Genomic DNA, 24656 nt, shown 5'->3' with positions numbered 1-24656 from the left:
ATGCTTTATTTCACCCTTACGGAATCTTTACCCATGATCGTTTCAATCATCCGGACCAGATCCTTGGAGGGATCGATCAAGTATTGGTCGCTCAGGGCCAAAAGCTTGTTGCTGCTTTCGTAGAAAAGCGCAACCGCGAGCGGCCCTTTGTGCAGCTTCAGCAGCGCCTTCAGCTGCAAGAGCTTATCCGGCTGCTCGCAGTTAGCCGAGATCTTGACGAACACCCGCTGCGGCTTCGCCTCGGCAGCGGCTCCCTGGCGGCCCGCTGACGGGGCCGCTTGCTTGACAGGGGCGCCGCTGCGCGCGGCCCCAGTTACAGCAGCCGCACGAGCAGGCTGGTCGTTGACTCCGTCAACTGCTCGCCTATGCATCCCAGGCTGCTCGCTGGCTACGCCAGCTGGGCGCCTAGGCGCCCCAGGCTGCCGGCGAAGCCGCTGAATGGCCGCTGGGTCGTCCAGCGCGGCCACCTGATCTGCGAGCAGCTTGGGCGGATCCTCGTCCTGCAGCTGCAGCTTCGCACGGACGAGGACGAGTCTGCCCTTCTGCACGAGCGGAGCAGCGTTCTTCCAGGTCTCGGGGAAGAGCACCACCTCGACCTTGTCAATGCGATCCTCCAGCTCCATGAATGCCATGGGCTGCCCCTTCTTGGTGATGATCGTCTTGTGCGAGAGGATCATCCCGGCTACAAGAACTTCGCTGTTATCCGGCAGCTCAGCCAACTGGTGGAGCATGGCTGCGTCCATCTCCTCAAGAGGCTGTGCGTAGGCATCCAGCGGATGCCCCGAGATGTACATCCCGAGAAGTTCCTTCTCGAGTTCCAGCTGCTTGCTCTGCGGCATGACTGGAATGTTCGGAACTTCAACTTCCCAGTTCGGCTCTTCGACAAATCCGAAGAGGTGCAGCTGCAAGTCATCCCGCTCCTTGCGCCATTTGGTAGCGGAAGCAATCGTTTCATCCAAAATAGCCATGAGCTGAGCACGGTGACCTCCCAAAGAGTCGAAAGCTCCGCCCTGAATCAATGATTCAATGACCCGCTTGTTGCAGACTCGCAAATCAACACGTCTGCAGAAGTCAAGCAAGCTCTCGAAGGCAGACTTCTTACGTTCCAACAAAATTGCATCGATTGCCTGCGTGCCTACATTTTTGATTGCAGCAAGGCCAAACCGGATCGCTCCCGTTTGAGGATCAGGCGTAAACACCGTTCCACTCTTATTCACATCCGGCGGAAGTACAGCAATTTTCGTACGCCTGCACTCATCTACATATTCGGCGACCTTCCTGTGATTACCCATGACTGCCGTCAACATGGAAGCCATGAAATAAATTGGGTAATGCGCTTTGAGATAGGCCGTCTGAAAAGCCAATACCCCATATGCCGTAGCATGTGCTCTAGGAAAGCCATAGTCGGCAAATCGCACGATCATATCGTAGACATGATTCGCTTCTTCTGCACTAAAGCCTTGCTGCAAGCTGCCTTTTACGAAATGGGCACGTTCTTCATCGAGTACTTCCCGCTTCTTTTTGGAAACCGCACGCCGTAACAAATCCGCTTCGCCTAAGGAAAAGCCGGCCATCGAGGAGGCAATCTGCATAATTTGCTCCTGATACACGATAATGCCGTACGTATCTCGAAGAATTGGTTCTAACGTAGGGTGCGGATAAACCACTTCCACTTGGCCATGTTTACCATAAATATATTTAGGAATGAACTCCATCGGACCCGGTCGGTACAAGGCTAGTACAGAGATAATATCCTCAAAAACAGATGGCTTCAAGTCCTTCAGCACCTTGCGGACACCTGTTGATTCTAATTGGAAAACGCCGGTGGTTTCCCCCCTGCTCAGCATCGCGTAAGTAATAGGGTCCTCATCCATATCCAGTCCATCGAAATCCAGATGCAGGCCTTCCATCTGGGCAATCCAATCCACGGTTCGTTCAATAATCGACAATGTCCGCAAACCTAGAAAATCCATTTTCAAAAGTCCAATGGCTTCCAAATGCTCCATCGTATATTGTGTCAACGCCGTCTGAGTCGTCCCTTCTTGAAGGGGGACATACTGTGTGAGCGGCTCTCTGGAAATGACAACCCCTGCCGCGTGCGTCGATGCATGACGCGGCATACCCTCTACACGTTTAGCCATTTCAATCAGTTCTGCTGTCTTAGGCTGTCTAGCAACTAGAGACTTGAGATCCGAACTTACCTGCAGCGCCTCCGTCAGCGTCATGCCCAGCTGATTAGGAATGGCTTTCGCCGCGCGATCGACATCCCCGTAAGGAACGTTCAAAACACGACCGACGTCTCTGACTGCCGCTTTGGCCGCCATCGTTCCGAAGGTAATAATCTGGGCTACATGCTCATGCCCATATTTGGCAACGACGTAATCAATGACTTCATCCCGACGTTCATCGCTAAAATCGATATCGATATCGGGCATCGAAATCCGCTCTGGATTCAGAAAGCGCTCAAAAAGCAGCTTATATTGAAGTGGGTCGACATTGGTTATGCGCAGCACATAAGCTACAAGGCTTCCAGCAGAGGATCCCCGACCTGGCCCTGTCATGATGTGTTTTTCATGGGCAAAACGAATGAAATCCCAGACAATCAAGAAATAATCGGAGAAACCCATCTTCTCAATGACGCCTAGTTCATAAGCCAAGCGTTCTTCCGCTTGCTTCCTCAGCGGTGAGTCCAGCTGCTCCCATTCCGGCTTTGCACCATATCTCTGATTCATGCCCTGTTCGCACAGTTCTCGTAAATATTGGGCCGCGGTAAGAGGCTCAGGGATGGGACGGAAGCTTGGCAAAATCGATTTGCCAAACTCAAGTTCGAGCTCGCAGCGCGAAGCCACGACAGCCGTATTCGTTAGCGCTTCGGGCACATGGACGAATAAACGCCGCATCTCCTCTTCATTTTTCAAATACATCTGGCTTGTTCCCATTTTGAGCCGATCCGTATCATCCACGGTTTTGCCAGTTCCAATACAGATTAGAATATCCTGCATCACATGGTCCGGCTCCGTCACATAGTGCACATCGTTCGTCGCAATCAGCGGAATACCGGTTTGTTTGCTCAGTTCGATCATGGAAACCATCACTTTTTTCTGCTCAATCATGCCGTGATCTTGAATCTCCAGAAAGAAATCATCCCCGAAGATACGCTGATAACGCTCCGCTGCTTGTCTCGCTTCATCCTGCCGATTATGCAATAAGTGCTGCGAGATTTCGCTGCCCAAGCAGGAACTCAGACAGATAAGTCCTTCTGAATATTTGGATAATTGTTCCAGATCGATACGCGGTTTATAATGAAAGCCTTCTAAATGCCCAATCGAGCAAAGTTTCATCAGATTCTGATAGCCTTGGTAATTCTTGGCAAGCAGAATGAGATGATAGATCGGCTGTTCTTGTCTTGTCCCTTTGTCGCGAATGGAGCCCGCTGTGAAATAAACCTCACAACCAATAATGGGTTTAATACCACGCTGCTTACATGCTTTGTAGAAGGCGATAGCCCCATACATCACACCGTGATCCGTCAAAGCCAGAGAGGTCATGCCCAGATTAGCTGCTTGTGTAACAAGCTCCTCCATGCGTGCGGCACCATCCAATAAACTGTATTCACTATGCACGTGCAAGTGTACAAACGAACTCATCAGCATTTCCTCCCTGCTCTCATTTTATTCCTTACATATTATCATATTGTAGCTGTGCATTCCCATACATTAAGTATAGAGAGTTTGTCCTCATAACGGACTGGAAAGGAAGCGGTAAAGTCATGGGAATCTTTTGGGCAAATATTATTTTATATTTCTGCATTGCTTTCGGGGTCGTCTTCGGGGGCAGCATGTTAAGCGGCATTGCAGCTGTGCTGACCCTCCAATCACCGACGGAGAAAATGATGACTGTGGCTGAAAATATTAAAATCTGGGCCATGGTGGCTGCTGTAGGCGGCACGATTGATCCGATACGCTATATAGAAAGTCATGTAGCCGTTGGACATTTGAATCCTGCGATCAAACAAATCATTCTGATTGTCGTCGCTTTCGTAGGAGCGCAAATCGGTACCTCGCTCATCCAAATGATATGCAAGGGAGGCCACCAGCCTTGAGGATTCCTCCTTTTGCCCGCTATCAGCGCTTGCTTGCGAACTTCGCACTGATGGTTTCGGGAGCCATCATTGGGAGCGCGGTCTATATGAGTATTCATCAGCACACCTATACGCAGCTGTACGTGGAAATGCATAAATATTTACAAGAAAATCGTGATTTGCGCGCCGATATCGACAGTTTAAACAAGACCAAAAATAAACAATCCTTAATTAACGTCGTCAATGTACATCTAGTTCCCAAAAATCAGGATGAGCTTATTAGCGAAGATATTCAAAAGGAAATTGAGAGTGATATTAAAAGCGAGCTCAAGCTCGTAATCGGCCAGAGAGCCACTTATGTCAAAGACGCTCAACCTCTGTACGAAAAGCTGATTACTCAAAAAACTTACGTTTTGCATGATAAAAAATATGTTGTTGATGTGAAATCGATCGTGTTGATTCAGACTGAATTGACGGTTTGGATCACAGCCCAAGAGAAGCGAACATAAGCAATTGGCATGATCAGCGCGAGATGTGATTGCATTCTCCTCCCAAAATCGCTAAAGTTAACAGTAAACTCGCTTAAAAGGACGGATGAACCACATGTTCGCGATTCAAGTTACTTTATTCTCTCTCATTTGCCTGCTGCTTGCCTTATCGGTCTTCTTCAGCTTCCGGGCGCGTCGTGAAAAGGAACCCGCCAAACGCGGTCTTTATTCGGCTCGTATGAATATTTGCATGGGCTTGATGCTCGTGATGATTGCTGTCACTCAGCTCTTCTTCTTCAGCGAGTCCAGCTTTCGCCGAATCTTCGGCACCATACTAGTCCTGCTTGGATTATTTAATTTATTCGCAGGCATTCGCAATCACGGGCACTTCGATCGACTGCTCCGCTAGATGACTTGGGCGGTCAGCATCGCTTTGGAAACCAGAGCCCCAGCATGATAAATTTCCACATCAATTTTGCCGAATTTACGACTCACTTCAATAATGGTGGGTCGTATTTCTATTTTAGAATCAATTTGCAGCGGTTTGAGGAAATAGGTGGACATGTTGTCCATGACAAGATCGCCTTTTTTAAATTCCTGTACAATGCGGTAGGCCGCTTGGGTCATTAGCGTCGTAAGAACTCCCTCAGACACTGTGCCCAGATGATTCGTCATCTGAGGGGTAATCACACCGTGGAACTGTAATGTCCCTTTCTCATCTCTTACCTCTTCGAGTCCGGACCAAATCAAATCCTCGAATGTTTCCCCGTTCTGCGGCTGCTTCTGGATATATTGCATCGCTTTGAGCACATCGCTCCGGTTCAGCACCCCCACCATTTTGCGGTTCAGATCCACAACAGGCAGCAGCTCGATACCTTCCCACACCATCATGTGGGCAGCAGAAGCTACCGAAGTCTGCGGCGTAACCGTGAGCGGGCTGCGCGTCATGAGCTTATCGACCGTCTGCAAAGCATTTGCCCCAACCATATCCTTGGACGTCACAACACCAATAATGCGGTTCCACTCATCCACAACCGGGAAACGGCTGTAACCAGTATCTTCCGATAATCGCTGCCAATCCTTCAGCGTGCTATTCGCCTTCAGCGCATACAGTGAAGCACCAGAAGCTAGGATATCCTCAACGAGCATAATTTTCTTCTTAATCAAACGATCGTAGATCGCTCTATTGATCATAGAGGCTACCGTAAAAGTATCGTAACTGCTTGAAATGATCGGCAGCTCCAGCTTGTCGGCAAGAAGCTTCACTTCTGTGCTGGTATCAAATCCACCTGTAATCAACACCCCAGCTCCGTATTCGAGTGCACAGCTGTGCGCCTCGTTCCGGTTTCCGACGATGAGCAGGCTTCCAGCTTCGATATATCGCATCATGGCATCCTGTTCCATCGCGCCAATGACGAATTTATTGAGCGTTTTGTGCAGTCCGCGCGAGCCGCCAAGCACCTGTCCGTCCACCATATTCACGACTTCTGCAAAAGTGAGCTTATCGATGTTTTGTCGGAGTTTTTTCTCTACACGCACGGTTCCGATTCGCTCTTTGGTTGAGACGAGACCTTGATTCTCAGCCTCTTTGATCGCTCGGTATGCCGTGCCTTCACTTACTTCCATGTTCTTGGCAATTTTGCGAACAGAGATTCGACTACCAAGTTTCAAGCTTTCTATATGACGTAAAATTTGTTCATGTTTGGTTAACGCATCCACGGATTGAGTATCCAACTGTTACACCCCATTCGCCTGTTCCTGTACTACTCTGTACTACTAGTATAAACGTTCGAAAGAGCAAGAACAATGCGAACAGCATCTATAATGAGAAAAATCCAACCCTATTGGATTGGATGCTTCATTTGTATTATACCAAACATATGTTCGTTGTCAAAATGTAAAACTTTACCTGATTTGCTTCGTGCTATTTACGAAATTGCAGCATTTTTCTGCGGCCTTGTACGAGCTGCTCCAACTGCCATTTTTTCATCCGGTTAATGCGCTTAAGCTCTCTGCGCTTCTCTTCATCCACACCTAGAATCTGGTGCAAATGAGAGGCAATAACGAGCAGTGCCATAGCAATCCAAATGCAGCTAAAAATCATTGGCAGGGAGCCAACTTCCCGAAGCTGCAATTGGGGTAACGAATAAATCAGCATGCCTAGTGCTACGCTCATGTACACAACATTTTTAAAGCCTTTCAATCTGATCACACTCCTTTCGCCTGATGAACTCGCCAAGCCTGTCTTCCATATCCTCATTCATATGTATGAGACAAGTTCTTACAATATGAGTCCATCCGCGAAAAGAATCGAAACTTACACCTCTCCGAAGCCCTGCGAGTTAAGGAAAGCTTTCATATGTTCGCGCGGCCGCAGCGCCTTGCCCGCCATCTCCTTCGACCAAGTCGTATCGACTTTGCCTCCCGTACGAAGGTTCATGTAGTCGCGGATCGTCTCGTCGTACTGACGAACCGCTTCTTCGTTGTCCGTATACCGATTCTCGTGGTATACGGCTTCAAGAGGGAGCCGCGGACGCACTAGCGGCTCTTGATCCGGCGTGCCGATGCACATGCCGAAGATGGGGTACACCAGCTGCGGGAGGCCCAGCAGCTGGGAGACCTCAGCGGGCTTGTTGCGCAGCCCGCCGATGTAAACGACGCCGAGTCCGAGCGACTCGGCCGCAATGGCTGCATTCTGCGCAGCGAGTGCAGCATCGACAGTAGCAATGATGAAATTCTCCGCATTGCCGGTTATTGGAGTGTCTGCATGCTGGTGTGACGCCTGCGAGTAGCGCTGCAAGTCTGCGCACCATACGAGAAATACCGGACATTCGCTGACATAACTCTGATTGCCGGCGAACGCGGCAAGTTGGCTTTTCAGCTCGCTATCTGATACATGAATGACGCTATATGCTTGCATGTTACTGGAGGTTGAAGCCGCTTGTGCGGAAACTAGGATGTCTTTTAGCTGTTCATCTGTGACGGGTTGATCTGTAAACTTACGAATCGAACGATGATTTTGCAATAATTGAATGATTTCGTTCATATAGCTGCAACCTTTCTCACTCTTTAGTATACTTTTAGTTACTATAGCACTAAAAAGTGGCTACTTGAATTTAATTGTAATACACTTGATACTAAGGTACATAGTTTTGCCAAACGGTCCAACTTAACGGCGGCAAATATCTATATATATCTATATCTATATATAATACCATATCCTCGGAGGTACTTCATATGAAAAAAGATTTATTTTCGCCGTATCAGCTGAAAGGCTTACAAATAAGAAACCGCATCGTCATGGCGCCGATGTGTCAATATTCAGTTACAGCAAAAGACGGAAAACCTACTGAGTGGCACTATGTCCACTATCTCTCCCGGGCAATCGGGGGCACTGGCCTCCTCCTTATTGAAATGACGGATGTGCATCCTGACGGCCGCATCACAGATCACGATTTGGGCATTTGGTCCGACGAGCATATCCCTGCTTTCGCCAGAATTATTGATGGCGTTCACGCACATGGCGCTAAAATCGGCATCCAAATTGCCCACGCAGGCCGCAAAGCTGAGGATGCGGAAGTCCCTGTCGCGCCATCGGCTATCCCTTTCCCAGGAGATGCCTACAAAATGCCACGAGCCCTAACGACAGATGAGGTGCGGGACACCGTGAAGCTATTCGGCGATGCGGCCCGCCGTGCGGTGCAAGCAGGCGTAGATACCATCGAGCTTCATGGTGCTCATGGTTATTTGATCCACCAATTCCAATCTCCGCTTACGAATAAAAGAGATGATGTCTATGGGCACAATCTAGCCCAATTCGGCGTAGAAGTCATTCAAGCGGTGAAGAAAGAAATGCCTGCTGACATGCCGCTGATTTTCCGTATCTCCGCCGTTGAGTATGCTGACGGCGGCTATGATCTTGACCACGCCATTGAACTCGCCAAAGCGTATCAAGCTGCAGGCGTCGATGCGTTCCATGTGAGCTCAGGCGGGGAAGGTCCTGCAGGACAGCGGAAACCGGGCAATTCCCCCGGTTACCAAGTGCCTTTCGCGCGGCAAATCCGCGAGGCGCTGCAAGTGCCGGTTATCGCCGTCGGCATGCTGGCGGAACCGGAACTGGCGCAGTCCATCATCGTTAACGAGGATGCGGATCTTGTCGCCATCGCGCGCGGCTTGCTGCGCGACCCGTATTGGGCAACGCATGCTGCTATTCAGCTAGGGCATGAGCATCCCTATATTCCGCAGCAATATCTGCGCGGGTATTGATTTCTTGGCGTCCCACTGGCGAAAATTCCGCTAATGCTCATCTTATGGGAACTGTGGTCCTCTAATTGGGAGGAAAACAAGCTTTTTCCTCTCTGAGCGGAACTACAGGGCGTTATTTGGCCTCCTTGGCATGTTGATCAGCTGAAATCGGCAAAATAGCGGAACACAGTTCCCTTACAATTGGCAATTGCCCCTATTCAGCAAAATAGCGCACTACAGTTCCCTCTGACGGACCTGGCGAGTCATAGGAATCGCAAGAAACAAATAAAAAGCCTGACGGGTCAAGATCAACCCCGTCAGGCTTTTGTGTTAGCTACTAAACTAAATCCCCATCAACTTCCTTACCTTACGATACAGCAGCGTTAATAGCCAAGGAATCGCTACAATTAGCACTAGCACGATCGCATTGTACATATGAAAGAGCACAATCGAGCCAGGCATTTGAACTTTATATTTCCACAGTGAAAGCAGTGCTGGATGCATCAGGTATACGCCAAACGACACGGAGCCGAGTGAAACAAAGAAGCGAGCCACTGGCGCTGCTTTTTGCAAGAGCCACTTTCCAGCCCAGATGAAGCTAACCCCAATTCCAATACTATAGAGGAGCCAAAGCACTTCAAACCAAGTATTTTCAAAGGTATATCCCTTTAGGCCTAGCAGATAGAGCGATGTATAAACAAGACCGCTGAGAATCGAAGCCGGGATGACCCAACCTTTGTTTCGTTCCAGCCAAGCACGAAATGCTCCGTAATTCATCCCAATCGCGCCTCCGATGAGGAAATACCCGAAATAGGTGACGCACAGCTCCGGTTTGTGGTCGATTGCCCCGAACCAATGGCTATATATGTACACGCCAGCCTGAATGGCCAGGCCCCAAAGCGCTAGCGTTTTGCGGAACCAGGCAGCATTCCTCACAGCCCAAACCAACAGCGGGAACAGCAAGTAAAACTGTACAATAATGATCATAAAATACAAATGATACCCGGAATCAGCCCATTTTAGCTGCTCTAGAAACACACGTGGTTCAATCTTGAATGGATGTCCTGGCGTCCATAGCCATGGATTATAAATATAGTAGAAAAACGACCATACAATATAAGGAACAAGGACTTGCCTGACCCGCTTCCAGTAAAAGACGCCGGCCTGTTTAGCGCTCCAATTATCCGTATAAATGTAAAAAAGCACAATCCCGCTTAAAAAGATAAACACAGGAACAGCAAAATAACTTATTTTGTTTAAAAATAATAGGAGCAACTGCGAGCTGCTGCCCTTCAAAGCCGGATCTACTGTCCAGTCTGCCGTAACGTGGATCGTGACGACAGCAAGGATGGCTATCGCTCTGACGATATCTAGCTCCGTAATTTTTGGTTTGGCCATATTGGTTTCAGGTCCTCTTTTCCTATTCAACAATCCTCTTTTACTATAGACAGTTTCGACACACTTCGCAACCTGATAGCGCTTACTTCTCTTCATATAAAAAGGCTATCCAGGATGAAGTAAGTTAACTTCCTGAATAGCCTCTCATTTAGCTTCAATTGTATCTCTTCTATTTCATCATTGCTTGCAATGGCTCTGCAATAATACGCTGAACGTCTTCCAGTACAACAGATAAACGACGCTCCGCATCAAATAACTGACTAATTCCTGGGTTCAGAGCTAGTACGTCATATAGCTTCTGCAATTGCTCCATTTCCTCTTGAGGCGGCATTTCGCCTCCAGCCATTTTCTGCTGAAGTTCATTTTGGCGCAAACGGAAATCTTCCAATAAGTTTTTACTAGAAGCATCCTCATTAATCCGCGAGCGAATCTCCAGCATATCCTTATATTCACTGCTTTCTTTAATCGCTTTTGCCAGCTCGTATGCTCTATCGTGTACGTTCATTTCCATTACCTCCTAATTTAACCCAAATGCGGTTGGGCTCTTCCCCCAAACAGTTTCGACTACATACCAAGCACCAAGGTATATATGTCCTCATATGATGGAGTAGTTTACTTTGCTTAAACAGCAATGCCATTTTTGATGCTGGAAGGAGTGTTCGCTATTGACCAGGACGAAAGTCGGAATATCCATTCAAGGCACCAGCATCTATTTGGATGATCGGACCGTTGTTCTAAGTGAAGCCATTGCAAAAAGATGGAAAGTTCCGTCCAATCAATCGATGATCCTGCGTTTCGGCTCTGCCAAACAGGATGTTAAGGTCGTCACCGCTGCTACATCGAAAAGTTTACGGTTCAATCCCATCCTCGCTACCAAGATCGGTATTCATCAAGGGGCGCAGCTCAATATCCATTATAGGCAAAATGTGGGCACTTTGTCGATTGGTCCTTTAATTGGCGTGATGGTCAGCCGCGTTTATTCAAGTTCACACGACCGCCCATTTGGTGCTATTACCGCTTTTTGTAAAGAAATGACGGACGCATGTGAACGTTATGGGGCTGTGGTCTGCTTCTTCCCGCCTGGTGAAATGCAAGCGAATGCCAGTTCCATTTCCGCGTATGCGTATGCCAATGGTTCCTGGAGCAAAAAAACGTTTCCGATCCCCAATGTGATCTACAACCGGCTTACTTCGCGCAAGTATGAGAACTTGCCGAACGTTCAACAATTTTTGAAAGATGCCAAGGCCCGTTACGGAACAGAGGTCTTCAATGAGAAATATTTGAACAAAACGGAAGTGTTCGAAGCTTTACGCAAAGATAGTTCCCTTCATGGGTATTTACCGGAATCCTACCTCTTCAAAAATTATCAAATGTTAAAATCTATGGCCTCCCGACATCCTGTTCTTTTCCTCAAGCCAATTACCGGCAGCCTTGGAAAAGGAATTATCCGCATTCGCCGAGAGCCCGGTGACGTCTATACATGTCATTATACGAATTTAACAGGCGTCCGCAAACAGACGTTCCCATCCCTTTCTGCTGTCTTTCAAGCGATATCCGGCAAGCTCAAGACCCAGCGCTATCAACTGCAGCAAGGACTTGATCTCATCACAACAGACGGTAGATCGATTGATTTCCGTTCGCTTGTTCAGCGTGGAGCCAAAGGTGAATGGGCCATCACTTCCATTGTCGGCCGGATTGCCGGATCTCAGCACTTCGTCTCCAACCTTGCAAGAGGCGGCAGTCTGACGAATGTGGTGGGGGCACTGGCCAAAACGCCATTTTCTTCAGCTACTCGTGTCTCTGTGACGGCTCGTTTGCGCAAGGCCTCTATCGAGATCGCCAAAGGGATTGAAGCTCAAATCCCAAGTCATTTTGGAGAGCTGGGCATTGACCTTGCTGTAGATAAAATGGGGAAGGTTTGGCTGCTTGAGGTAAACTCCAAACCATCTAAAGATGATAACACGCCACTCAACAATGAGAAGAAAATAAGACCTTCCGTGAAACAACTCGTGCAGTATGCAAAATTCTTAGCAAAGATTTGAGGTGGAACTATGCGATTAAGCACCAAACGTCCCTTGCTCGGGATTATGGTCACAGAATTGAAACGGGAACTGCCTTTTGCTAGTTCAGGCTTTTATAAGCTTCTGACTTATTATGGCGCCCGTGAAGGTCTGGACGTCGTCGTGTTCTCACCGAATCGCATCGATTGGAAAGGGCAAACGGTACGGGGTTACACCTACTTGACGGAAACGAAGCAATGGGTGTCCAAACTCGTTCCACTGCCCTCACTGATTTATGACCGATGTTTCTTTAGCGGTAAACGCAGCTATGAACAGTATCAGTACCACGTGAAAAAGCTGCGTGAAACACCCCTTATTCGCTTCCTTGGTTATGGACTGCGCGGAAAATGGGAAGTCGATCAAATTTTGCAAAAAGATAACATGATCAGCCGTTACTTGCCCGAAACAAACTTACTTACAAGCGGCAATGTTCTTAGAAATTGGCTTCAAACGAGGGACGATGCATTCCTTAAACCACAGGGCGGCAGTCAAGGAAAAGGTGCCTTGCATCTTCACAAAGTAAACGCAATGGACGGAAAAAGCGCTTTTCATATCAAAGGTCGCAATGCTCATAACGGGCTCGTCGATCGCCAATTTAGTGATTTCTATTCCTGCTGGCAATGGCTTCGCAGCTGTATCGGCACCAGACCGTATCTGATGCAAGAATATCTGCACCTGCATTCCTCAGAAGGAATGGCTTACGACATACGCTCTCTCGTCCAAAAAAATGGCTCTGGCACATGGGAAAGCACCGGCATGGCCGTTCGTGTCGGCAAGCCCGGCAGTGTAACTTCAAATCTACATGGTGGAGGCAGCGCTGAAGAGGTTTCCGCCTTTCTTACAAAGGAATTCGGTGATACCAAGGCTAGTGAGCTTATATCAACACTAACCATGCTCTCAAGTCGAATCCCCCCGCTTCTAGAAACCCATCACGGACGATTGGCTGAGCTCGGTATTGATCTTGGGATCGATACTTGGGGGCGTGTCTGGATTCTCGAAGTGAACTCCAAGCCAGGAAGAACGATTTTCGCGCGCATGCGCAACGAAAAAGCACGGTTGAAATCCATTGCTAACCCTATTTATTATGCTGGATATTTGCTGCACAAAAAGCTGAGTTAAGCTTGGATTGCTGGTAAGTGCCCGGGTAGGCAGGCGTTATGTCTGTCTATTTTGACACGGAAGCCCCGTAGGGCAACAAGTTTAGGAGGGTAACCTAATGAGTTTGACAACGTGTATGCTCCACGCCGTACAACGAACAGATAGATCGGTCTACTTAACAAGTGAACTCGTCAAAGCTTTACGGTTAACCGGTACCAAATCGATTACTGTAAAGGTCGGCAGCAAAACAGCCACCCTACCGATCCGTCTGATTAAAAAAAGTGGCCAGCATATGTACATTCCGCTTTCATTGATGGCTTCTCTGCGTATTCCTCGCTCCGGGAGCGTTATGGTCGCGAGCGCGAATAATAAAGAACTGCGCATCGGCCCGCTCATCGGCGTCTTAACGAATATTGCAGGCGGTTCTTCTCCCTTTGGTTCAAAGACCGGATTCATCCGTCAGGTTTTAAATACAGGTTCAAGCAAATCTTTTATTTTCGCTTTCAGCCCGAAAGGGGTCAACTGGGTACAGGAAACCGTTACGGGTATCATTCCCAAGGAAGGTGGAGGTTGGATTCGTAAAACCTTCCCACTACCTGATGTCGTCTATAACCGCCTCTCCAGCCGTATAGCCGAGAAGTCCGCCGGCATGGAAGGCTTTAAGGATCGTTTTGTACGGAGAGGCATACCGCTGTTTAACTGGAGCTTTTTTGACAAGTGGGATGTCTACAAAATGTTAGCTGGCGATGATGCTTACAAATTCGTTCCAGAGTCCAAGATAAATCCATCTGCTGATCAAATTAAAGAAATGCTCGACAAGCATAAATTCATATATTTGAAACCAACGGCGGGCAGCTTGGGCATCGGTATTTTCCGGGTGACCTATAACCCGAAACGCGGTTATTTTGTTCGCTACCGCAAAGGCGGCAAAAACGTACTCATCCGTTACGGGAAATTCGAAGGGCTCATGCAAATGCTCGGGACTGGACGGGGTCGTCTCTCCAATTACGTGGCACAGCAAGGCATCCGTCTCATTGAAATTGACAACTGTCCAATTGACTTCCGCTTCCACATGACGAAGAACGGCAGCAATAACTGGGTTGTCGCCGCCATTGGGGCTAAGAAATCCGGTAAGGGCAGTGTAACCACTCATATCCGCAACGGCGGCCAATTAATGACGCCGGAGCAGGTGCTTCGTCAGATCTACGGCAGCCGTGCGGAGCAGGTGCTCACCAATGCCAAAGAAGCGGCGATCAAGCTCGCCGAAGGCATCGAAAATAATTATAACCACTTACTCGGAGAGCTCGGATTCGATATTGGTATCGATCAAAATGAGAAAATTTGGATGTTCGAAGCCAATGCCAAACCAGGTAGATCGATCTTCAAGCACCCGTCATTAAAAGAAGGAGACCTTGCTACTTTACAAAATATATATGAGCACTGCCTCTACTTAAGTCGATTCCGCTCTAGGAGGGAAAATTAATGGCTTTCTTCCTGCACAATAAAGAGCAGAATCCGAGGCTGGCGATTCTCACTGTTAAGGATAGTAATCGCGTATTCCGCGGCAATTTGCACAATTTCCTTGATCTCATTCAGACAGGTGAGCGGCTTGGGGTTGATGTTTACGTCGTGACAACCAAGGATTTCAACCTATCGGGCAATGAAATCTACGGCTATCGCTACAACAACCAAACGAAGAAATGGAGCAGGGAACTCGTTCCCGCTCCTCAAGTCGTCTACAATCGAATTCCTTACCGCAAAATGGAAATGAAGCCCGAAGTTCAACAAACGATTCAAGCTTGCAATCGCAGCTCCAGTGTTCACTTATTCAATCCTTCCTTTTTTAACAAATGGACCTTGTTTAGCTGGCTTAATGGGGCCAGGGATAGTAAACCTTATATGCCCGATACCAAACAACTAAGTTCGGCTGACGACCTGTCTTCGCTTTTGCGCAAACACGCCGTGCTGTATTTGAAACCGGTGAAAGGCAAAGCGGGAAAAGGGATTATGCGCATTGACCGATTAACAACGAAAAGCACGCAAACCCAATACCGATTAAGCCGCCAGGTTGATAAGCAAATGACCTACAGCGTCCACAATTCCACCTCGGAACTGTGGAACGAATGGAATCGGCACCGCGGCTCCAATGAGTACATTGTACAGCAAGGCATTGCTCTAGCTAGGTATAAACAGCGGGCATATGATTTACGAGCTCTCATCCAGAAAACGGGTAATGGAGAATGGAGCGTGTCTGGCGTAGGTGCCCGTGTAGCTGGTAAAGCCAGCATCACAACGCACGTTCCTCGAGGCGGTTCAATCGACGATCCGTTCAAGCTGCTTTCACAGGGCTTCGGACCCAAGGAAGCAAAAAGCATATTAAAACGGGTTGAAACAGCTGCCGTTACACTCGCGAACCAAATTGAAAAGTCGTCTGGCAACCAGCTTGGTGAGATGTCAATGGATATCGGGGTCGATGTTGGAGGCCATATCTGGTTCTTCGAAGCGAACTCCAAACCAATGAAATTCGACGAACCCAAAATACGCAAAAAATCACTTGAACGCATTATTCGTTATAGCCTTTATTTAATTAATCATGGAAGAAGAAGGTGATTATGCTTGTCTTCACAACGACTGGGCGTACTCGCTATTTATTTAAGCAAATCCAGGCTTGAAGAACTCTCTTACTTTCAAAGGCTAAGTAAAGAAGGTAAAAAAATGGGGGTTCAAGTCGAAGTCTTCTCGCCGACCGATGTCGAAGCTGATAACTCGGTGCGGACATTAACCTATGATGCTTCACTAGGCAAATGGATTCGCCGCCGCACATCCATGCCGCCTGTCATTTATGACCGATGCCGCTATAAAGCAGCCGCGAATTATCAAATGCTCAAAGCATTCCGCAATCGGCATGCGAAGCTGATTTTTCTTAGCAGGCCCCTAGCCAACAAATGGTCGATGCATCAGATTCTTTCTGAGAATGAAGGCATCCGCCCTTTCCTGCCGGTTACCGTGCGATTCAGTTCCGTGCAAGAACTGTTGAAATTTATAAAGAAACATACACTCGTCTACGTCAAACCGAAAAACGGTACAGGTGGAAGAGGCATCCTGCGCATCGAGCAGCTAGGTCCCGATCTGTTTCTATTGCAGGGAAGAAATCAGCAAAGAACCATCATCGCCCCTTTTCGTGCAAGCGAAAAACAGCTCTCGATCAAGCTGCACACGCTAAAGCTGAGTCCGGACTATGTGGTTCAACAAGGGATACAGCTTACGCTGAAGGATGGACGCGTGCATGATTACCGGCTGCTGATTCAAAAAAATGGCCGCGGTGAATGGGAAGTGACCGGCTGTGCGGGCCGCATCGGTCCTCACCGCAGCATCACCTCGAACCTTCACGGTGGCGGAAGCGCGGTTTCGCAAGATAAGCTGTTAGCGTATCGTTTTGCTTCACCTGAGAAAACGGAAACGATCAAGAAAGAAATGAACAACTTTGCCTATAAGCTGGCAGACTTTCTAGAAACCAAGTTCGGCAAGCTGTGTGAGTTAGGCATGGATATTGCCGTTGATCCTAAGGGAAATGTTTGGCTGCTTGAAGTCAATCCCAAGCCTTCACGGGAAGTATTTCGTAAGATTGGCGAAATCGCCACTTATCAGAAGGCGGTTTCACGACCTCTTGAGTACGCGGTCTGGATGTTAAGACAAAACACCCGAAAAACAGAACTGCCTGCGAGCGATGAATCAAATGAAACTGATTAATCTCGCGATCGGAAGCAACAGCACGAAGCTGCAGAAGCTTCCGACTTACATATGCTGGAGATGTCCCAGTGTTTGCACAAAAATTTGCTCAATATGATCATCATCCAGTGAATAAAAAACGGTTTTCCCTACTTTTCTGCGCTTAACAATGTGCATATCCCGCAAATAGCGCAGCTGATGAGAAACCGCTGACTGTCCCATCGATAGAAGTGTCGAGAGATCATGTACGCAGAGCTCCTGTTTCAAGAGGAGGAAAATAATTTTAACCCTAGTTGGATCCCCCAAAGCTTTGAATATATCCGCAACTCCCACCGCCAGATCTTCGGTCATAGGAAGCTCATGCTCCTCCTTGACAGCTCCCGTACCTGTACATGCCTCATCGCAAGTATCCAACACTGCTTTTTCCATCATAAAAACCTCCCTCCCATTTCTTCGTTTGTTCATCCGATAACCTGCAACCTATACTTTTAACTCCGAGTGTGTATTCGTGGAATTTTCAATTTGGATCGTTGAGTGGCTAATATGAAAACGTTCCTCAATCCGGTGAATAGCTTGCTGTAGAATCGTTTGGCTATCTTGATCATCAGCAATGAGCAGATGACAGCTTAAGGCATCTAGCCCGGAAGTGATCGTCCAAATGTGCAAATCATGGACATTGATGACTCCGTCAATGCCCTCCAGCACTTGCTTAACCTCCCCGAATGACACTTCAGCTGGCGTTCCCTCCATCAAAATATGAAGCGTGGATTTCAAAACAGCCCAAGCACCTCTCAAAATAAGCAGCGCCACAATGACACTAATAATCGGATCTGCCGCGTACCATCCAAAAATCAGCATAACCGCACCAGCAACAATAGCCCCAACAGAGCCAAGCGCATCACCCAAAATATGCAAATACGCGCTGCGCAGATTCAAGTTGCCATGCACATCCCCTTTGCGCATAAGCGACCACGCGCTTAACAGATTAGCCAATAGCCCAATGCAAGCAATGAGCATCATGGAACCGCTGGCTACAGGTGGCGGTTGAAGAAACCGTCCAATCGCTTCCCAAATAATGAAACCGGCAATTAGAAAAAGGGTGACGGCGTTAAAAAGCGCCGCTAATATTTCGATGCGATGAAAGCCAAAGGATTTGCTTGCCGAAGACGGTTTTGCAGCGAACCATAGCGCTATCAAGCTCAGAAGCAGGGACCCGGCGTCACTTAACATGTGGCCTGAATCCGAAAGCAGCGCCAAACTATTCGTCCACAGCCCTCCAACAAACTCCAAAACCATGATCCCTGCAGTAATACAAAGCGCAATCAGAAGACCTTGTTTGTTTCCTCCATGACCATGGTGGTGGTGTCCGTGATGATGCGCATGGTGATGTCCATGATGAGCATGGTGATGTTCATGATGCGCATGGTTGTGCCCAGCGTGCTGTGCGTGATCATGCTCACCGCTGATCTCGTGGCTGCAAGAAGCGTGCTCCTTATGAGAATGAGATTTCTTATCTGACGAATGCTGATGCATGGCATTCCCTCCCCCGTCGCTCTGCCACTAGAATGGCGTGCTGTCCGTATCTTTATACATGACGTATTAATATATGAGCATATATTCATATATTAACGAGTGAGGCCTTGCCCTGTCAATAACGTTTTACCTATATTTGAGAAAAATCCGCTGTTAACGGGGGGTTAACAGGCAAAGTGTGCGCGTTGTCTAACAATGTATTTTCAGCGCTAGAGCTGCTTTAGACCCTAGCTTCCACACCCTCGACGGCACACAACGATGTTTCTCATCGTTCCAGATGCCTCCGACGCTGCTCTCGCGTGCTCTAACGATGTTTCTCATCGCTAGAGCTGCTTTAGACCCTGGCTTCCACACCTTCGACGGCACACAACGATGTTTCTCATCGTTCCAGGTGCCTCCGACGCTGCTCTCGCGTGCTCTAACGATGTTTCTCATCGCTAGAGCTGCTTTAGACCCTCGCTTTCGCTCCCTCGACGGCACACAACGATGTTTCTCATCGTTCCAGGTGCCTCCAACGCTGTTCTCGCAAAAAAAGGCTCCAAGCCCGTCACCCGAGCTTGAAGCCAATCTTTTTCCATACCTTTACGTCCCAGTAGCTACTTTATTAGCTCCAGCATCCACAACATCCGGATCTAGCGATATCGTCGCGCTAAATAGAACATTAGAAACGGCGAAATCTCCTGTTATGCCGCCGCCGCTGCCGGAATACGTTTTGGCTGCGCTTGTCGGAGCAATAACTAACGTATCACCGTTCACCAGGCTTCCTTCGTTCCTTATAATGTTGAATATCCCTACAAAAGAAGGCATTCTAATCAGCACCTTTATCTCTCAATGTGCTATAGTGTATGCCCAGCCAGCCTTGTTTGCGACAACTTCATTCTAAACATATTCCAATAGCTCAGCAAAGCTGCGGATTCGAATATGCGCGCCTTCAAGCTCCCCAGCTTCTCGGAAGCCAGCATAGTCACAGGCCGCTACGGTTAGATTATTCTTAAGGCCTGCCTCCACATCGGAGGAACGATCTCCCACCATCCACGCGGACCCGATTTGATGCGTGTCGAGCGCTATTTTAACCAAATCCACTTTGGATCTAGTTTGATATTTCCCCGCACTGTATAAGTCCTCAAATAAATGGGAAAGCCCCATCGCCTCGGTCACATGGCCAACGTAACCCTCTAATCCGTTGCTCGCCACAAATAAGCGGATACCTTTGTCATGCAAAACTTGCAAGGTTTTAGCCACGCCATCATACAATTTACCCTGTCCTTGCTTCAGCGCCTCCATCTGAAATTGAAGCAAAAGCTCATCGGCTGCCTGGCGCGCTTCTATAGAAGCTTCCGGCATAACCCGCTGCCAAATATGCTCAAGCAGCATGCCTAGCGCTCCCAGGATTCTTTCTTCCGGTGGCGTTTCTCCAGTGAATAGGCCCTTCTCTCTGAGCACATCAAATGTCGCATGATAAGCGGGCAGTAGAATCGTCTCCGTTTGAAATAACGTGCCATCCATGTCAAAAAACATAGCTTCAGGTAGGTTTCTCTGTGTACTCATCATCAAGCTCCTTCGCCATCATTGAATTATATAAATCGTGTAATGATCTTAGTTAAGAATGGCAAACATACCCATGTAAGTCAATGTTCATATTTGGGAAAATGTCTGTTGCCGAGACCTATGAATTCAGTTATGATTGAAATGAGTATAATTACTTCGAAAAATGATATTTTTATGCAAAATGATTTCATAAATCATGCATCTACTACAAATAAATTGTCCATGAGAGTGAGGAGCACGAATATGAATCTTCATATTTTTCAAAATCAACAAGAGCTAAATGAGGCCGGAGCCGGTATTATTACATCACTTGTCCAAATGCAGCCAAAAGCTGTTCTAGGCTTAGCCACAGGCGGCACGCCAGTAGGTATTTATGAAGAGCTGGTGAAAGCTTATGAGAAAGGCCGTGTCAGCTTTAAGAACGTCACCTCTTTTAATCTCGACGAGTATGTCGGCTTACCGACGGATCACCCAGAGAGCTATTACGCCTACATGCAGCAGCACTTATTTGCGCATATTGACTTGCCAGCTGCCTCAGCTCACCTTCCTAACGGTAATGCACCTGATCTGGAAGCGGAATGCGAAAGATTTAATGAACTTCTGGAAGATGCGAAGCAGATTGATTTGCAAATCCTTGGCCTTGGCCATAACGGACATATCGGCTTTAATGAGCCTGACGATTCCCTGATCAGCGGTACGCATCTCGTCGAATTGAAGGAAGAAACCCGCGAAGCGAATGCGCGTTTTTTCAACTCAATTGAAGAAGTTCCGACTCACGCTCTAACGATGGGCGTAGGCACAATTCTCAAAGCCAAAACGATCCTGCTGATCGTTCGCGGAGCTGACAAAGCCGAAATCGTTCACCGCGCGCTTACAGGTCCGATTACAACCGAAGTCCCAGCTACGTTGCTGCAAACTCACCCACACCTTGTCGTTCTGCTTGATGCTGAGGCAGGGAGGTTGTTCGAATGAGCGAACTTATCATTACGAGAGCGAAGATCGTTACGGAACAAGGCGTCATTGAACAAGGCGTCCTTCATCTAAAAGATGGCGTTATCGCTTCCGTCCAAAGCAGCTCACAGTGGAATCCCAGCACCGCCGATGCGGCTGCCGATACCCTCGATGCCAATGGCAGCTGGTTATTGCCCGGCTTCATCGACGTTCACGTTCATGGTGGATATGGCGCTGACTTCATGGAAGCCAGTCCCGAAACGCTTGATACTATTACACGTTTTCACGCAAAAAACGGAACTACCGCCATGCTCGCCACGACAATGACTCAAACGCATGAAGCAATTGACCGCGTCCTTGGCGAAGTCAGCCGCTACATGCAAGAGCCTATGCCTTATGCGCAGCTGCTTGGCGTGCATATGGAAGGCCCTTTTATCTCGCCGAAGTGGGCCGGCGCGCAAGATCCCAAGCTGATGCTGCCGCCACAGCTTGCCTGGCTGCAAGACTGGGACGAGCGCTATCCGCAGCTCGTGAAACAGCTTACCCTCGCCCCTGAAGTCGAGGGGGGCCTTGAGACGATCGCGTGGTTGCGCGATCGTGGCATCGTTGCCGCGTGCGGCCACACCGACGCTTCCTACGCCGACATCCAGTCGGCGGCTAGCGCGGGGCTCTCGCATGCGGTGCACACCTTCAACGCGATGAAGCCGCTGCATCATCGCGAGCCCGGAACCGTCGGAGCGGTCCTTACCGACGATCGCATCAGCGGCGAAGTCATCGCCGATGGGCATCATGTGCACCCGGCAGCGATTCGCCTGCTGGTGAAGGCTAAGCAGCCGCATGGCTTGCTGCTCATCACGGATGCCATGTCTGCCGCGGGACTCGGCGACGGGCAGTACGATCTTGGCGGGCAAGCCGTTACCGTCCAAGCGGGCGTTGCCCGCTTGACGGAAGGCGGCGCGCTCGCCGGCAGCACGCTGACTATGATCGATGCGCTCCGCTTTATGGTGCGCGAGGTTGGTGTCAGCGTCGAAGACGCGAGCCGCTTCGCGAGCGGCAACCCTGCGCGTTTGCTGCAGGTGCAAGCGTCGCATGGCTCGATTGCGCAGGGCAAGCAGGCTGACTTGCTGCTGGTCAGCCCTGAGCTGGAACTCGAACACGTATGGATACGTGGTAAAGAACTACAAGCATAATTCAATTATCCGGCGTGAAGCTTTTAACGGGAAATTCTCCTGTTCATGCAAGCAATCGTCCTCTTTAGCTGGAAAAATTCCATTTATTTGTAATTTAACTGCGTTACTCCAATTTATTACGGTAGGAATTACCGTTAATTTGAGAAGGCTGTCCCTCGGTCATTTGATGACTTTCGGGACGGCCTCTCTTTATTTTTTGCAGGATATTTGTCATCGTTGTCGAAAAAGCATATGAACACAAATAGCCGCTTTTTTCCAAGAAAGGATCTAATCATCCCTATGCTTTATTTGATTAAAATCGCCTATACGTTATTGTTTCCCCCAGGGATTGTCATTTTACTGCTCTTTTGTATTGCCTTATGGCTGCAGCAAAAAAAAGAGTACCTAGGTACTCTGCTTGTCGGACTCGCTGCACTTCTCTTATGCGTTTGCTCCATGCCCTATTTCGGCAATGCACTCCTAAATTCCATCGAACGCAGATACACCCCACCGGAACAAGTGACTGGTGATGTGATTGTTATGTTGACAGGCGGTGCGACACTTGACACGCCAGACCCTTTAACCAAAGGTGAAGGATATTTGACCGGGAACACGGCTGCCCGCGTGCTGACCATAGCGGAGCTATATCGCAGCACAAAGCTGCCCATCCTCATCTCGGGTGGACAAGTTTTCACAGACTCCGGCAATGAATCACAAATTTCCAAACGCCATCTCATCGCACTTGGCATTCCTGAAGCTTCTATTTTTCTGGACGATACGAGCCGCAATACGGAGGAAAATGCGCTGCATACCCAAGCCATCCTAACCACAAACGGCTGGCAGCATCCCATTCTTGTTACTTCTGCCTTCCATATGGCCCGCTCTGTCAAACAGTTTCAAAAACTCAAAGTGGATGTATTCCCATATCCAACCGACTATATTTCGCAGGGAAAGCAAGCACTCAGTGTTAGTAAATTCGTTCCTTCCTCCAGTGGATTATCCAGTACTTCAATCGCATTGAAGGAATATTTAGGCTTACTCGCAGCTAAAAATTAACTTCATGTTATGACAATTCTCTCTGGCTTACATTTGTATGGCGCACCTTTCCTATTACACGAATGGGTGCGCCGCAATACCCTCAAAAAATCTTCTTCTGGACCCTATCATCCTTCAAAATTTCAACCGCTTCCCGAAACCGAAGGGAATGCACGATTTCCCGCTCACGGAGAAATTTCAGACTATCCTGGAGATCGACGTCATCGGTCAAATCAATAAGCCATTGATACGTGGTTCTTGCCTTCTCCTCGGCAGCTATGTCCTCGTAGAGGTCTGCTATGGGATCACCCTTAGCCTGTATGTAAGCTGCCGTCCATGGCACGCCTGACGCATTCTGATAGAATGGCGCCCTATCGTGAATCACATACTGATCATCCATCCCCGCAGCTTTGAGTTGATCAAGCGTTGCATCTTTCATGAGCTTGTAAACCATTGTCGCAATCATCTCAAGATGTGCGAATTCCTCTGTCCCAATATCCGTTAGCAGCCCCACAACCTTATCCGGAATGGCATATCGCTGATTCAAATAACGCAGTGCCGCAGCAAGCTCTCCGTCGGCTCCCCCATATTGTTCCAGCAGAAGCTTCGCCATCCTCGGGTCGCATTTGCTGACTCTGACTGGATACTGAAGTTTCTTCTCATAAATCCACATACTTCTTCCTCCTTATTCAGACCTGCCATGGCCAGGGCGTATCAACCCATTGCCAAGGATTTTTGCTGTAGGCATGCCCAAATGGCATAAGCGGACCAAACTCCAACTCAAACTCCTGAGCCATCGACTTCCGCTTTTGAGCGAATTGATTGTATTGTTGGATGGCTGCGAGATCATTCGGATGTGTATCCAAATACAGCGTTAGCTCGACCAATACGAAATCAACAGCCTGCAAGTCGTGCATCATCTTGTAATAAGATTCCGGTACCGCTGGTGGATTCATAGCCACGGGCTCCCTTCTTCTATTTTGGATTCGTAAGGTCCATACAAGGCGGGCCATAACGTCCCTTTTTTCAGAGCTTCATAAGGACTGAATTGCGGCAAACCTGGCGGTTGGAAGGCAATATAGAGGTGTGGCGGTACATTATACAATTTCACTTGAATCGGTGGACAAGGATCGAATGGACTGATATACGGATAGTACTTTCTAAATTGCGATTGCATACGTCTCCTCCTCTTCTCTCATCGTTACACGAGAAATAGTCATAGCAGCAGAGAGGCCTATAAGGACGTATATGCAGCACAACTTGACCAAAATCACCAATATTCCAATATTTCCTCATGGTCAGAGGGCGCTTTGAACGCTTA

The 24656-nt window shown here is 48.4% G+C and carries 26 protein-coding genes; 12 read left to right on the top strand and 14 right to left on the bottom strand.

Annotated features, from left to right (window positions below; translation table 11 throughout):
- Window positions 1-5 precede the first annotated feature (5 nt).
- The gene (locus tag AC58VC_RS13810) at window positions 6-3647 is read right to left on the bottom strand and encodes a DNA polymerase III subunit alpha (RefSeq protein ID WP_497369333.1); all 3642 of its coding nucleotides are present in this window, start codon (window positions 3645-3647) and stop codon (window positions 6-8) included.
- 122 nt (window positions 3648-3769) lie between these two features.
- Between AC58VC_RS13810 and AC58VC_RS13805 the strand changes: the two genes are divergently transcribed.
- The 3 genes from AC58VC_RS13805 (at window position 3770) to AC58VC_RS13795 (ending at window position 4978) form a co-directional block, all read left to right on the top strand.
- Window positions 3770-4102, top strand: a complete 333-nt coding sequence (locus AC58VC_RS13805; protein ID WP_127458086.1) for a YtrH family sporulation protein — start codon at window positions 3770-3772, stop codon at window positions 4100-4102.
- The gene (locus tag AC58VC_RS13800; RefSeq protein WP_497369332.1) at window positions 4099-4590 is read left to right on the top strand and encodes a sporulation membrane protein YtrI; all 492 of its coding nucleotides are present in this window, start codon (window positions 4099-4101) and stop codon (window positions 4588-4590) included. Before AC58VC_RS13805 ends, AC58VC_RS13800 begins: the two co-directional genes overlap by 4 nt.
- 94 nt (window positions 4591-4684) lie before the next feature.
- Complete coding sequence (locus tag AC58VC_RS13795) at window positions 4685-4978, top strand: YtpI family protein (RefSeq protein ID WP_497369331.1); 294 nt, start codon at window positions 4685-4687, stop codon at window positions 4976-4978.
- Here the strand turns inward: AC58VC_RS13795 and AC58VC_RS13790 are convergent.
- The 3 genes from AC58VC_RS13790 to nfsA form a co-directional block, all read right to left on the bottom strand.
- On the bottom strand, window positions 4975-6303 hold the full coding sequence (locus AC58VC_RS13790) for a DRTGG domain-containing protein (RefSeq protein WP_497369330.1): 1329 nt from the start codon (window positions 6301-6303) through the stop codon (window positions 4975-4977). The two genes, AC58VC_RS13795 and AC58VC_RS13790, sit on opposite strands and share 4 nt — an antisense overlap.
- Before the next feature lie 190 nt (window positions 6304-6493).
- Window positions 6494-6781 (bottom strand): hypothetical protein, encoded by a 288-nt coding sequence (locus AC58VC_RS13785; protein WP_497369329.1) that lies wholly within the window; start codon window positions 6779-6781, stop codon window positions 6494-6496.
- A gap of 105 nt (window positions 6782-6886) precedes the next feature.
- The gene (gene nfsA / locus AC58VC_RS13780) at window positions 6887-7615 is read right to left on the bottom strand and encodes an oxygen-insensitive NADPH nitroreductase (RefSeq protein WP_497369328.1); all 729 of its coding nucleotides are present in this window, start codon (window positions 7613-7615) and stop codon (window positions 6887-6889) included.
- Between the two features lie 191 nt (window positions 7616-7806).
- On the opposite strand from nfsA, the gene AC58VC_RS13775 reads away from it, so the two are divergent.
- Window positions 7807-8835 carry an NADH:flavin oxidoreductase/NADH oxidase gene (locus AC58VC_RS13775; protein WP_497369327.1) on the top strand — a complete coding sequence of 343 codons (1029 nt, stop codon included), beginning with the start codon at window positions 7807-7809 and terminating at the stop codon, window positions 8833-8835.
- A 321-nt stretch (window positions 8836-9156) separates the two neighbouring features.
- Here the strand turns inward: AC58VC_RS13775 and AC58VC_RS13770 are convergent, their stop codons facing one another.
- Both AC58VC_RS13770 and AC58VC_RS13765 read right to left on the bottom strand, forming a co-directional pair.
- A complete protein-coding gene (locus tag AC58VC_RS13770) occupies window positions 9157-10308 on the bottom strand; it encodes an acyltransferase (RefSeq protein WP_497369326.1) in 1152 nt (383 codons plus the stop codon).
- A gap of 73 nt (window positions 10309-10381) precedes the next feature.
- Complete coding sequence (locus tag AC58VC_RS13765) at window positions 10382-10717, bottom strand: YlbF family regulator (RefSeq protein ID WP_497369325.1); 336 nt, start codon at window positions 10715-10717, stop codon at window positions 10382-10384.
- A 160-nt stretch (window positions 10718-10877) separates the two neighbouring features.
- On the opposite strand from AC58VC_RS13765, the gene AC58VC_RS13760 reads away from it, so the two are divergent.
- From AC58VC_RS13760 to AC58VC_RS13740, 5 genes are all read left to right on the top strand, one after another.
- Window positions 10878-12254: a YheC/YheD family endospore coat-associated protein gene (locus tag AC58VC_RS13760; RefSeq protein ID WP_497369324.1), complete on the top strand. Its 1377-nt coding sequence runs from the start codon at window positions 10878-10880 to the stop codon at window positions 12252-12254.
- Between the two features lie 9 nt (window positions 12255-12263).
- Entirely contained in the window at window positions 12264-13391 is a 1128-nt protein-coding gene (locus AC58VC_RS13755) for a YheC/YheD family endospore coat-associated protein (RefSeq protein WP_497369323.1), read from the top strand.
- A 97-nt stretch (window positions 13392-13488) separates the two neighbouring features.
- The gene (locus AC58VC_RS13750) at window positions 13489-14853 is read left to right on the top strand and encodes a YheC/YheD family endospore coat-associated protein (protein WP_497369322.1); all 1365 of its coding nucleotides are present in this window, start codon (window positions 13489-13491) and stop codon (window positions 14851-14853) included.
- Window positions 14853-15980, top strand: coding sequence for a YheC/YheD family endospore coat-associated protein (locus AC58VC_RS13745; protein ID WP_497369321.1), 1128 nt, complete (start codon window positions 14853-14855; stop codon window positions 15978-15980). Before AC58VC_RS13750 ends, AC58VC_RS13745 begins: the two co-directional genes overlap by 1 nt.
- A 6-nt stretch (window positions 15981-15986) precedes the next feature.
- Window positions 15987-17120 carry a YheC/YheD family endospore coat-associated protein gene (locus AC58VC_RS13740; protein ID WP_497369320.1) on the top strand — a complete coding sequence of 378 codons (1134 nt, stop codon included), beginning with the start codon at window positions 15987-15989 and terminating at the stop codon, window positions 17118-17120.
- Between the two features lie 45 nt (window positions 17121-17165).
- On the opposite strand, the gene AC58VC_RS13735 is transcribed toward AC58VC_RS13740, so the two are convergent.
- From AC58VC_RS13735 to AC58VC_RS13715, 5 genes are all read right to left on the bottom strand, one after another.
- Window positions 17166-17528, bottom strand: a complete 363-nt coding sequence (locus AC58VC_RS13735) for an ArsR/SmtB family transcription factor (RefSeq protein ID WP_497369319.1) — start codon at window positions 17526-17528, stop codon at window positions 17166-17168.
- Window positions 17529-17579: 51 nt separating this feature from the next.
- The gene (locus AC58VC_RS13730; RefSeq protein ID WP_497369318.1) at window positions 17580-18632 is read right to left on the bottom strand and encodes a cation diffusion facilitator family transporter; all 1053 of its coding nucleotides are present in this window, start codon (window positions 18630-18632) and stop codon (window positions 17580-17582) included.
- 189 nt (window positions 18633-18821) lie between these two features.
- Window positions 18822-19067, bottom strand: coding sequence for a hypothetical protein (locus tag AC58VC_RS13725; protein ID WP_497369317.1), 246 nt, complete (start codon window positions 19065-19067; stop codon window positions 18822-18824).
- 147 nt (window positions 19068-19214) lie between these two features.
- Window positions 19215-19439: a spore germination protein gene (locus AC58VC_RS13720; RefSeq protein ID WP_127458104.1), complete on the bottom strand. Its 225-nt coding sequence runs from the start codon at window positions 19437-19439 to the stop codon at window positions 19215-19217.
- Between the two features lie 72 nt (window positions 19440-19511).
- A complete protein-coding gene (locus AC58VC_RS13715; RefSeq protein ID WP_497369316.1) occupies window positions 19512-20180 on the bottom strand; it encodes an HAD family hydrolase in 669 nt (222 codons plus the stop codon).
- 243 nt (window positions 20181-20423) lie between these two features.
- Here AC58VC_RS13715 and nagB point away from each other — a divergent pair, with 243 nt between their 5' ends.
- The 3 genes from nagB (at window position 20424) to AC58VC_RS13700 (ending at window position 23356) form a co-directional block, all read left to right on the top strand.
- Window positions 20424-21152: a glucosamine-6-phosphate deaminase gene (gene nagB / locus AC58VC_RS13710; RefSeq protein ID WP_497369315.1), complete on the top strand. Its 729-nt coding sequence runs from the start codon at window positions 20424-20426 to the stop codon at window positions 21150-21152.
- Window positions 21149-22321 (top strand): N-acetylglucosamine-6-phosphate deacetylase, encoded by a 1173-nt coding sequence (gene nagA, locus AC58VC_RS13705; protein WP_497369314.1) that lies wholly within the window; start codon window positions 21149-21151, stop codon window positions 22319-22321. Before nagB ends, nagA begins: the two co-directional genes overlap by 4 nt.
- 231 nt (window positions 22322-22552) lie before the next feature.
- A complete protein-coding gene (locus AC58VC_RS13700) occupies window positions 22553-23356 on the top strand; it encodes a YdcF family protein (RefSeq protein ID WP_497369313.1) in 804 nt (267 codons plus the stop codon).
- 82 nt (window positions 23357-23438) lie between these two features.
- On the opposite strand, the gene AC58VC_RS13695 is transcribed toward AC58VC_RS13700, so the two are convergent.
- From AC58VC_RS13695 to AC58VC_RS13685, 3 genes are read right to left on the bottom strand one after another with little or no spacing between them, the layout of a single operon-like run.
- Window positions 23439-24008, bottom strand: coding sequence for a manganese catalase family protein (locus AC58VC_RS13695; RefSeq protein WP_497369312.1), 570 nt, complete (start codon window positions 24006-24008; stop codon window positions 23439-23441).
- Between the two features lie 16 nt (window positions 24009-24024).
- Window positions 24025-24291 carry a spore coat protein CotJB gene (locus AC58VC_RS13690; protein ID WP_161409001.1) on the bottom strand — a complete coding sequence of 89 codons (267 nt, stop codon included), beginning with the start codon at window positions 24289-24291 and terminating at the stop codon, window positions 24025-24027.
- Window positions 24288-24512 (bottom strand): spore coat associated protein CotJA, encoded by a 225-nt coding sequence (locus tag AC58VC_RS13685; RefSeq protein ID WP_161409000.1) that lies wholly within the window; start codon window positions 24510-24512, stop codon window positions 24288-24290. Before AC58VC_RS13685 ends, AC58VC_RS13690 begins: the two co-directional genes overlap by 4 nt.
- Between the last annotated feature and the right edge of the window lie 144 nt (window positions 24513-24656).

Source organism: Paenibacillus sp. J22R67, from assembly GCF_059692175.1.
This window is presented reverse-complemented; position numbering and strand designations above follow the sequence as displayed.

What these genes read in the sequence shown, in the direction of transcription:
- AC58VC_RS13810 (WP_497369333.1), bottom strand. Translation starts at nt 3,647, where the DNA reads ATGAGTTCGTTTGTACACTTGCACGTGCATAGTGAATACAGTTTATTG.
- AC58VC_RS13805 (WP_127458086.1), top strand. Translation starts at nt 3,770, where the DNA reads ATGGGAATCTTTTGGGCAAATATTATTTTATATTTCTGCATTGCTTTC.
- AC58VC_RS13795 (WP_497369331.1), top strand. Translation starts at nt 4,685, where the DNA reads ATGTTCGCGATTCAAGTTACTTTATTCTCTCTCATTTGCCTGCTGCTT.
- nfsA (WP_497369328.1), bottom strand. Translation starts at nt 7,615, where the DNA reads ATGAACGAAATCATTCAATTATTGCAAAATCATCGTTCGATTCGTAAG.
- AC58VC_RS13775 (WP_497369327.1), top strand. Translation starts at nt 7,807, where the DNA reads ATGAAAAAAGATTTATTTTCGCCGTATCAGCTGAAAGGCTTACAAATA.
- AC58VC_RS13770 (WP_497369326.1), bottom strand. Translation starts at nt 10,308, where the DNA reads ATGAAGAGAAGTAAGCGCTATCAGGTTGCGAAGTGTGTCGAAACTGTC.
- AC58VC_RS13765 (WP_497369325.1), bottom strand. Translation starts at nt 10,717, where the DNA reads ATGAACGTACACGATAGAGCATACGAGCTGGCAAAAGCGATTAAAGAA.
- AC58VC_RS13755 (WP_497369323.1), top strand. Translation starts at nt 12,264, where the DNA reads ATGCGATTAAGCACCAAACGTCCCTTGCTCGGGATTATGGTCACAGAA.
- AC58VC_RS13750 (WP_497369322.1), top strand. Translation starts at nt 13,489, where the DNA reads ATGAGTTTGACAACGTGTATGCTCCACGCCGTACAACGAACAGATAGA.
- AC58VC_RS13745 (WP_497369321.1), top strand. Translation starts at nt 14,853, where the DNA reads ATGGCTTTCTTCCTGCACAATAAAGAGCAGAATCCGAGGCTGGCGATT.
- AC58VC_RS13735 (WP_497369319.1), bottom strand. Translation starts at nt 17,528, where the DNA reads ATGGAAAAAGCAGTGTTGGATACTTGCGATGAGGCATGTACAGGTACG.
- AC58VC_RS13730 (WP_497369318.1), bottom strand. Translation starts at nt 18,632, where the DNA reads ATGCATCAGCATTCGTCAGATAAGAAATCTCATTCTCATAAGGAGCAC.
- AC58VC_RS13725 (WP_497369317.1), bottom strand. Translation starts at nt 19,067, where the DNA reads ATGAGAAACATCGTTAGAGCACGCGAGAGCAGCGTCGGAGGCACCTGG.
- AC58VC_RS13720 (WP_127458104.1), bottom strand. Translation starts at nt 19,439, where the DNA reads ATGCCTTCTTTTGTAGGGATATTCAACATTATAAGGAACGAAGGAAGC.
- AC58VC_RS13715 (WP_497369316.1), bottom strand. Translation starts at nt 20,180, where the DNA reads ATGAGTACACAGAGAAACCTACCTGAAGCTATGTTTTTTGACATGGAT.
- nagB (WP_497369315.1), top strand. Translation starts at nt 20,424, where the DNA reads ATGAATCTTCATATTTTTCAAAATCAACAAGAGCTAAATGAGGCCGGA.
- nagA (WP_497369314.1), top strand. Translation starts at nt 21,149, where the DNA reads ATGAGCGAACTTATCATTACGAGAGCGAAGATCGTTACGGAACAAGGC.
- AC58VC_RS13700 (WP_497369313.1), top strand. Translation starts at nt 22,553, where the DNA reads ATGAACACAAATAGCCGCTTTTTTCCAAGAAAGGATCTAATCATCCCT.
- AC58VC_RS13695 (WP_497369312.1), bottom strand. Translation starts at nt 24,008, where the DNA reads ATGTGGATTTATGAGAAGAAACTTCAGTATCCAGTCAGAGTCAGCAAA.
- AC58VC_RS13690 (WP_161409001.1), bottom strand. Translation starts at nt 24,291, where the DNA reads ATGAATCCACCAGCGGTACCGGAATCTTATTACAAGATGATGCACGAC.
- AC58VC_RS13685 (WP_161409000.1), bottom strand. Translation starts at nt 24,512, where the DNA reads ATGCAATCGCAATTTAGAAAGTACTATCCGTATATCAGTCCATTCGAT.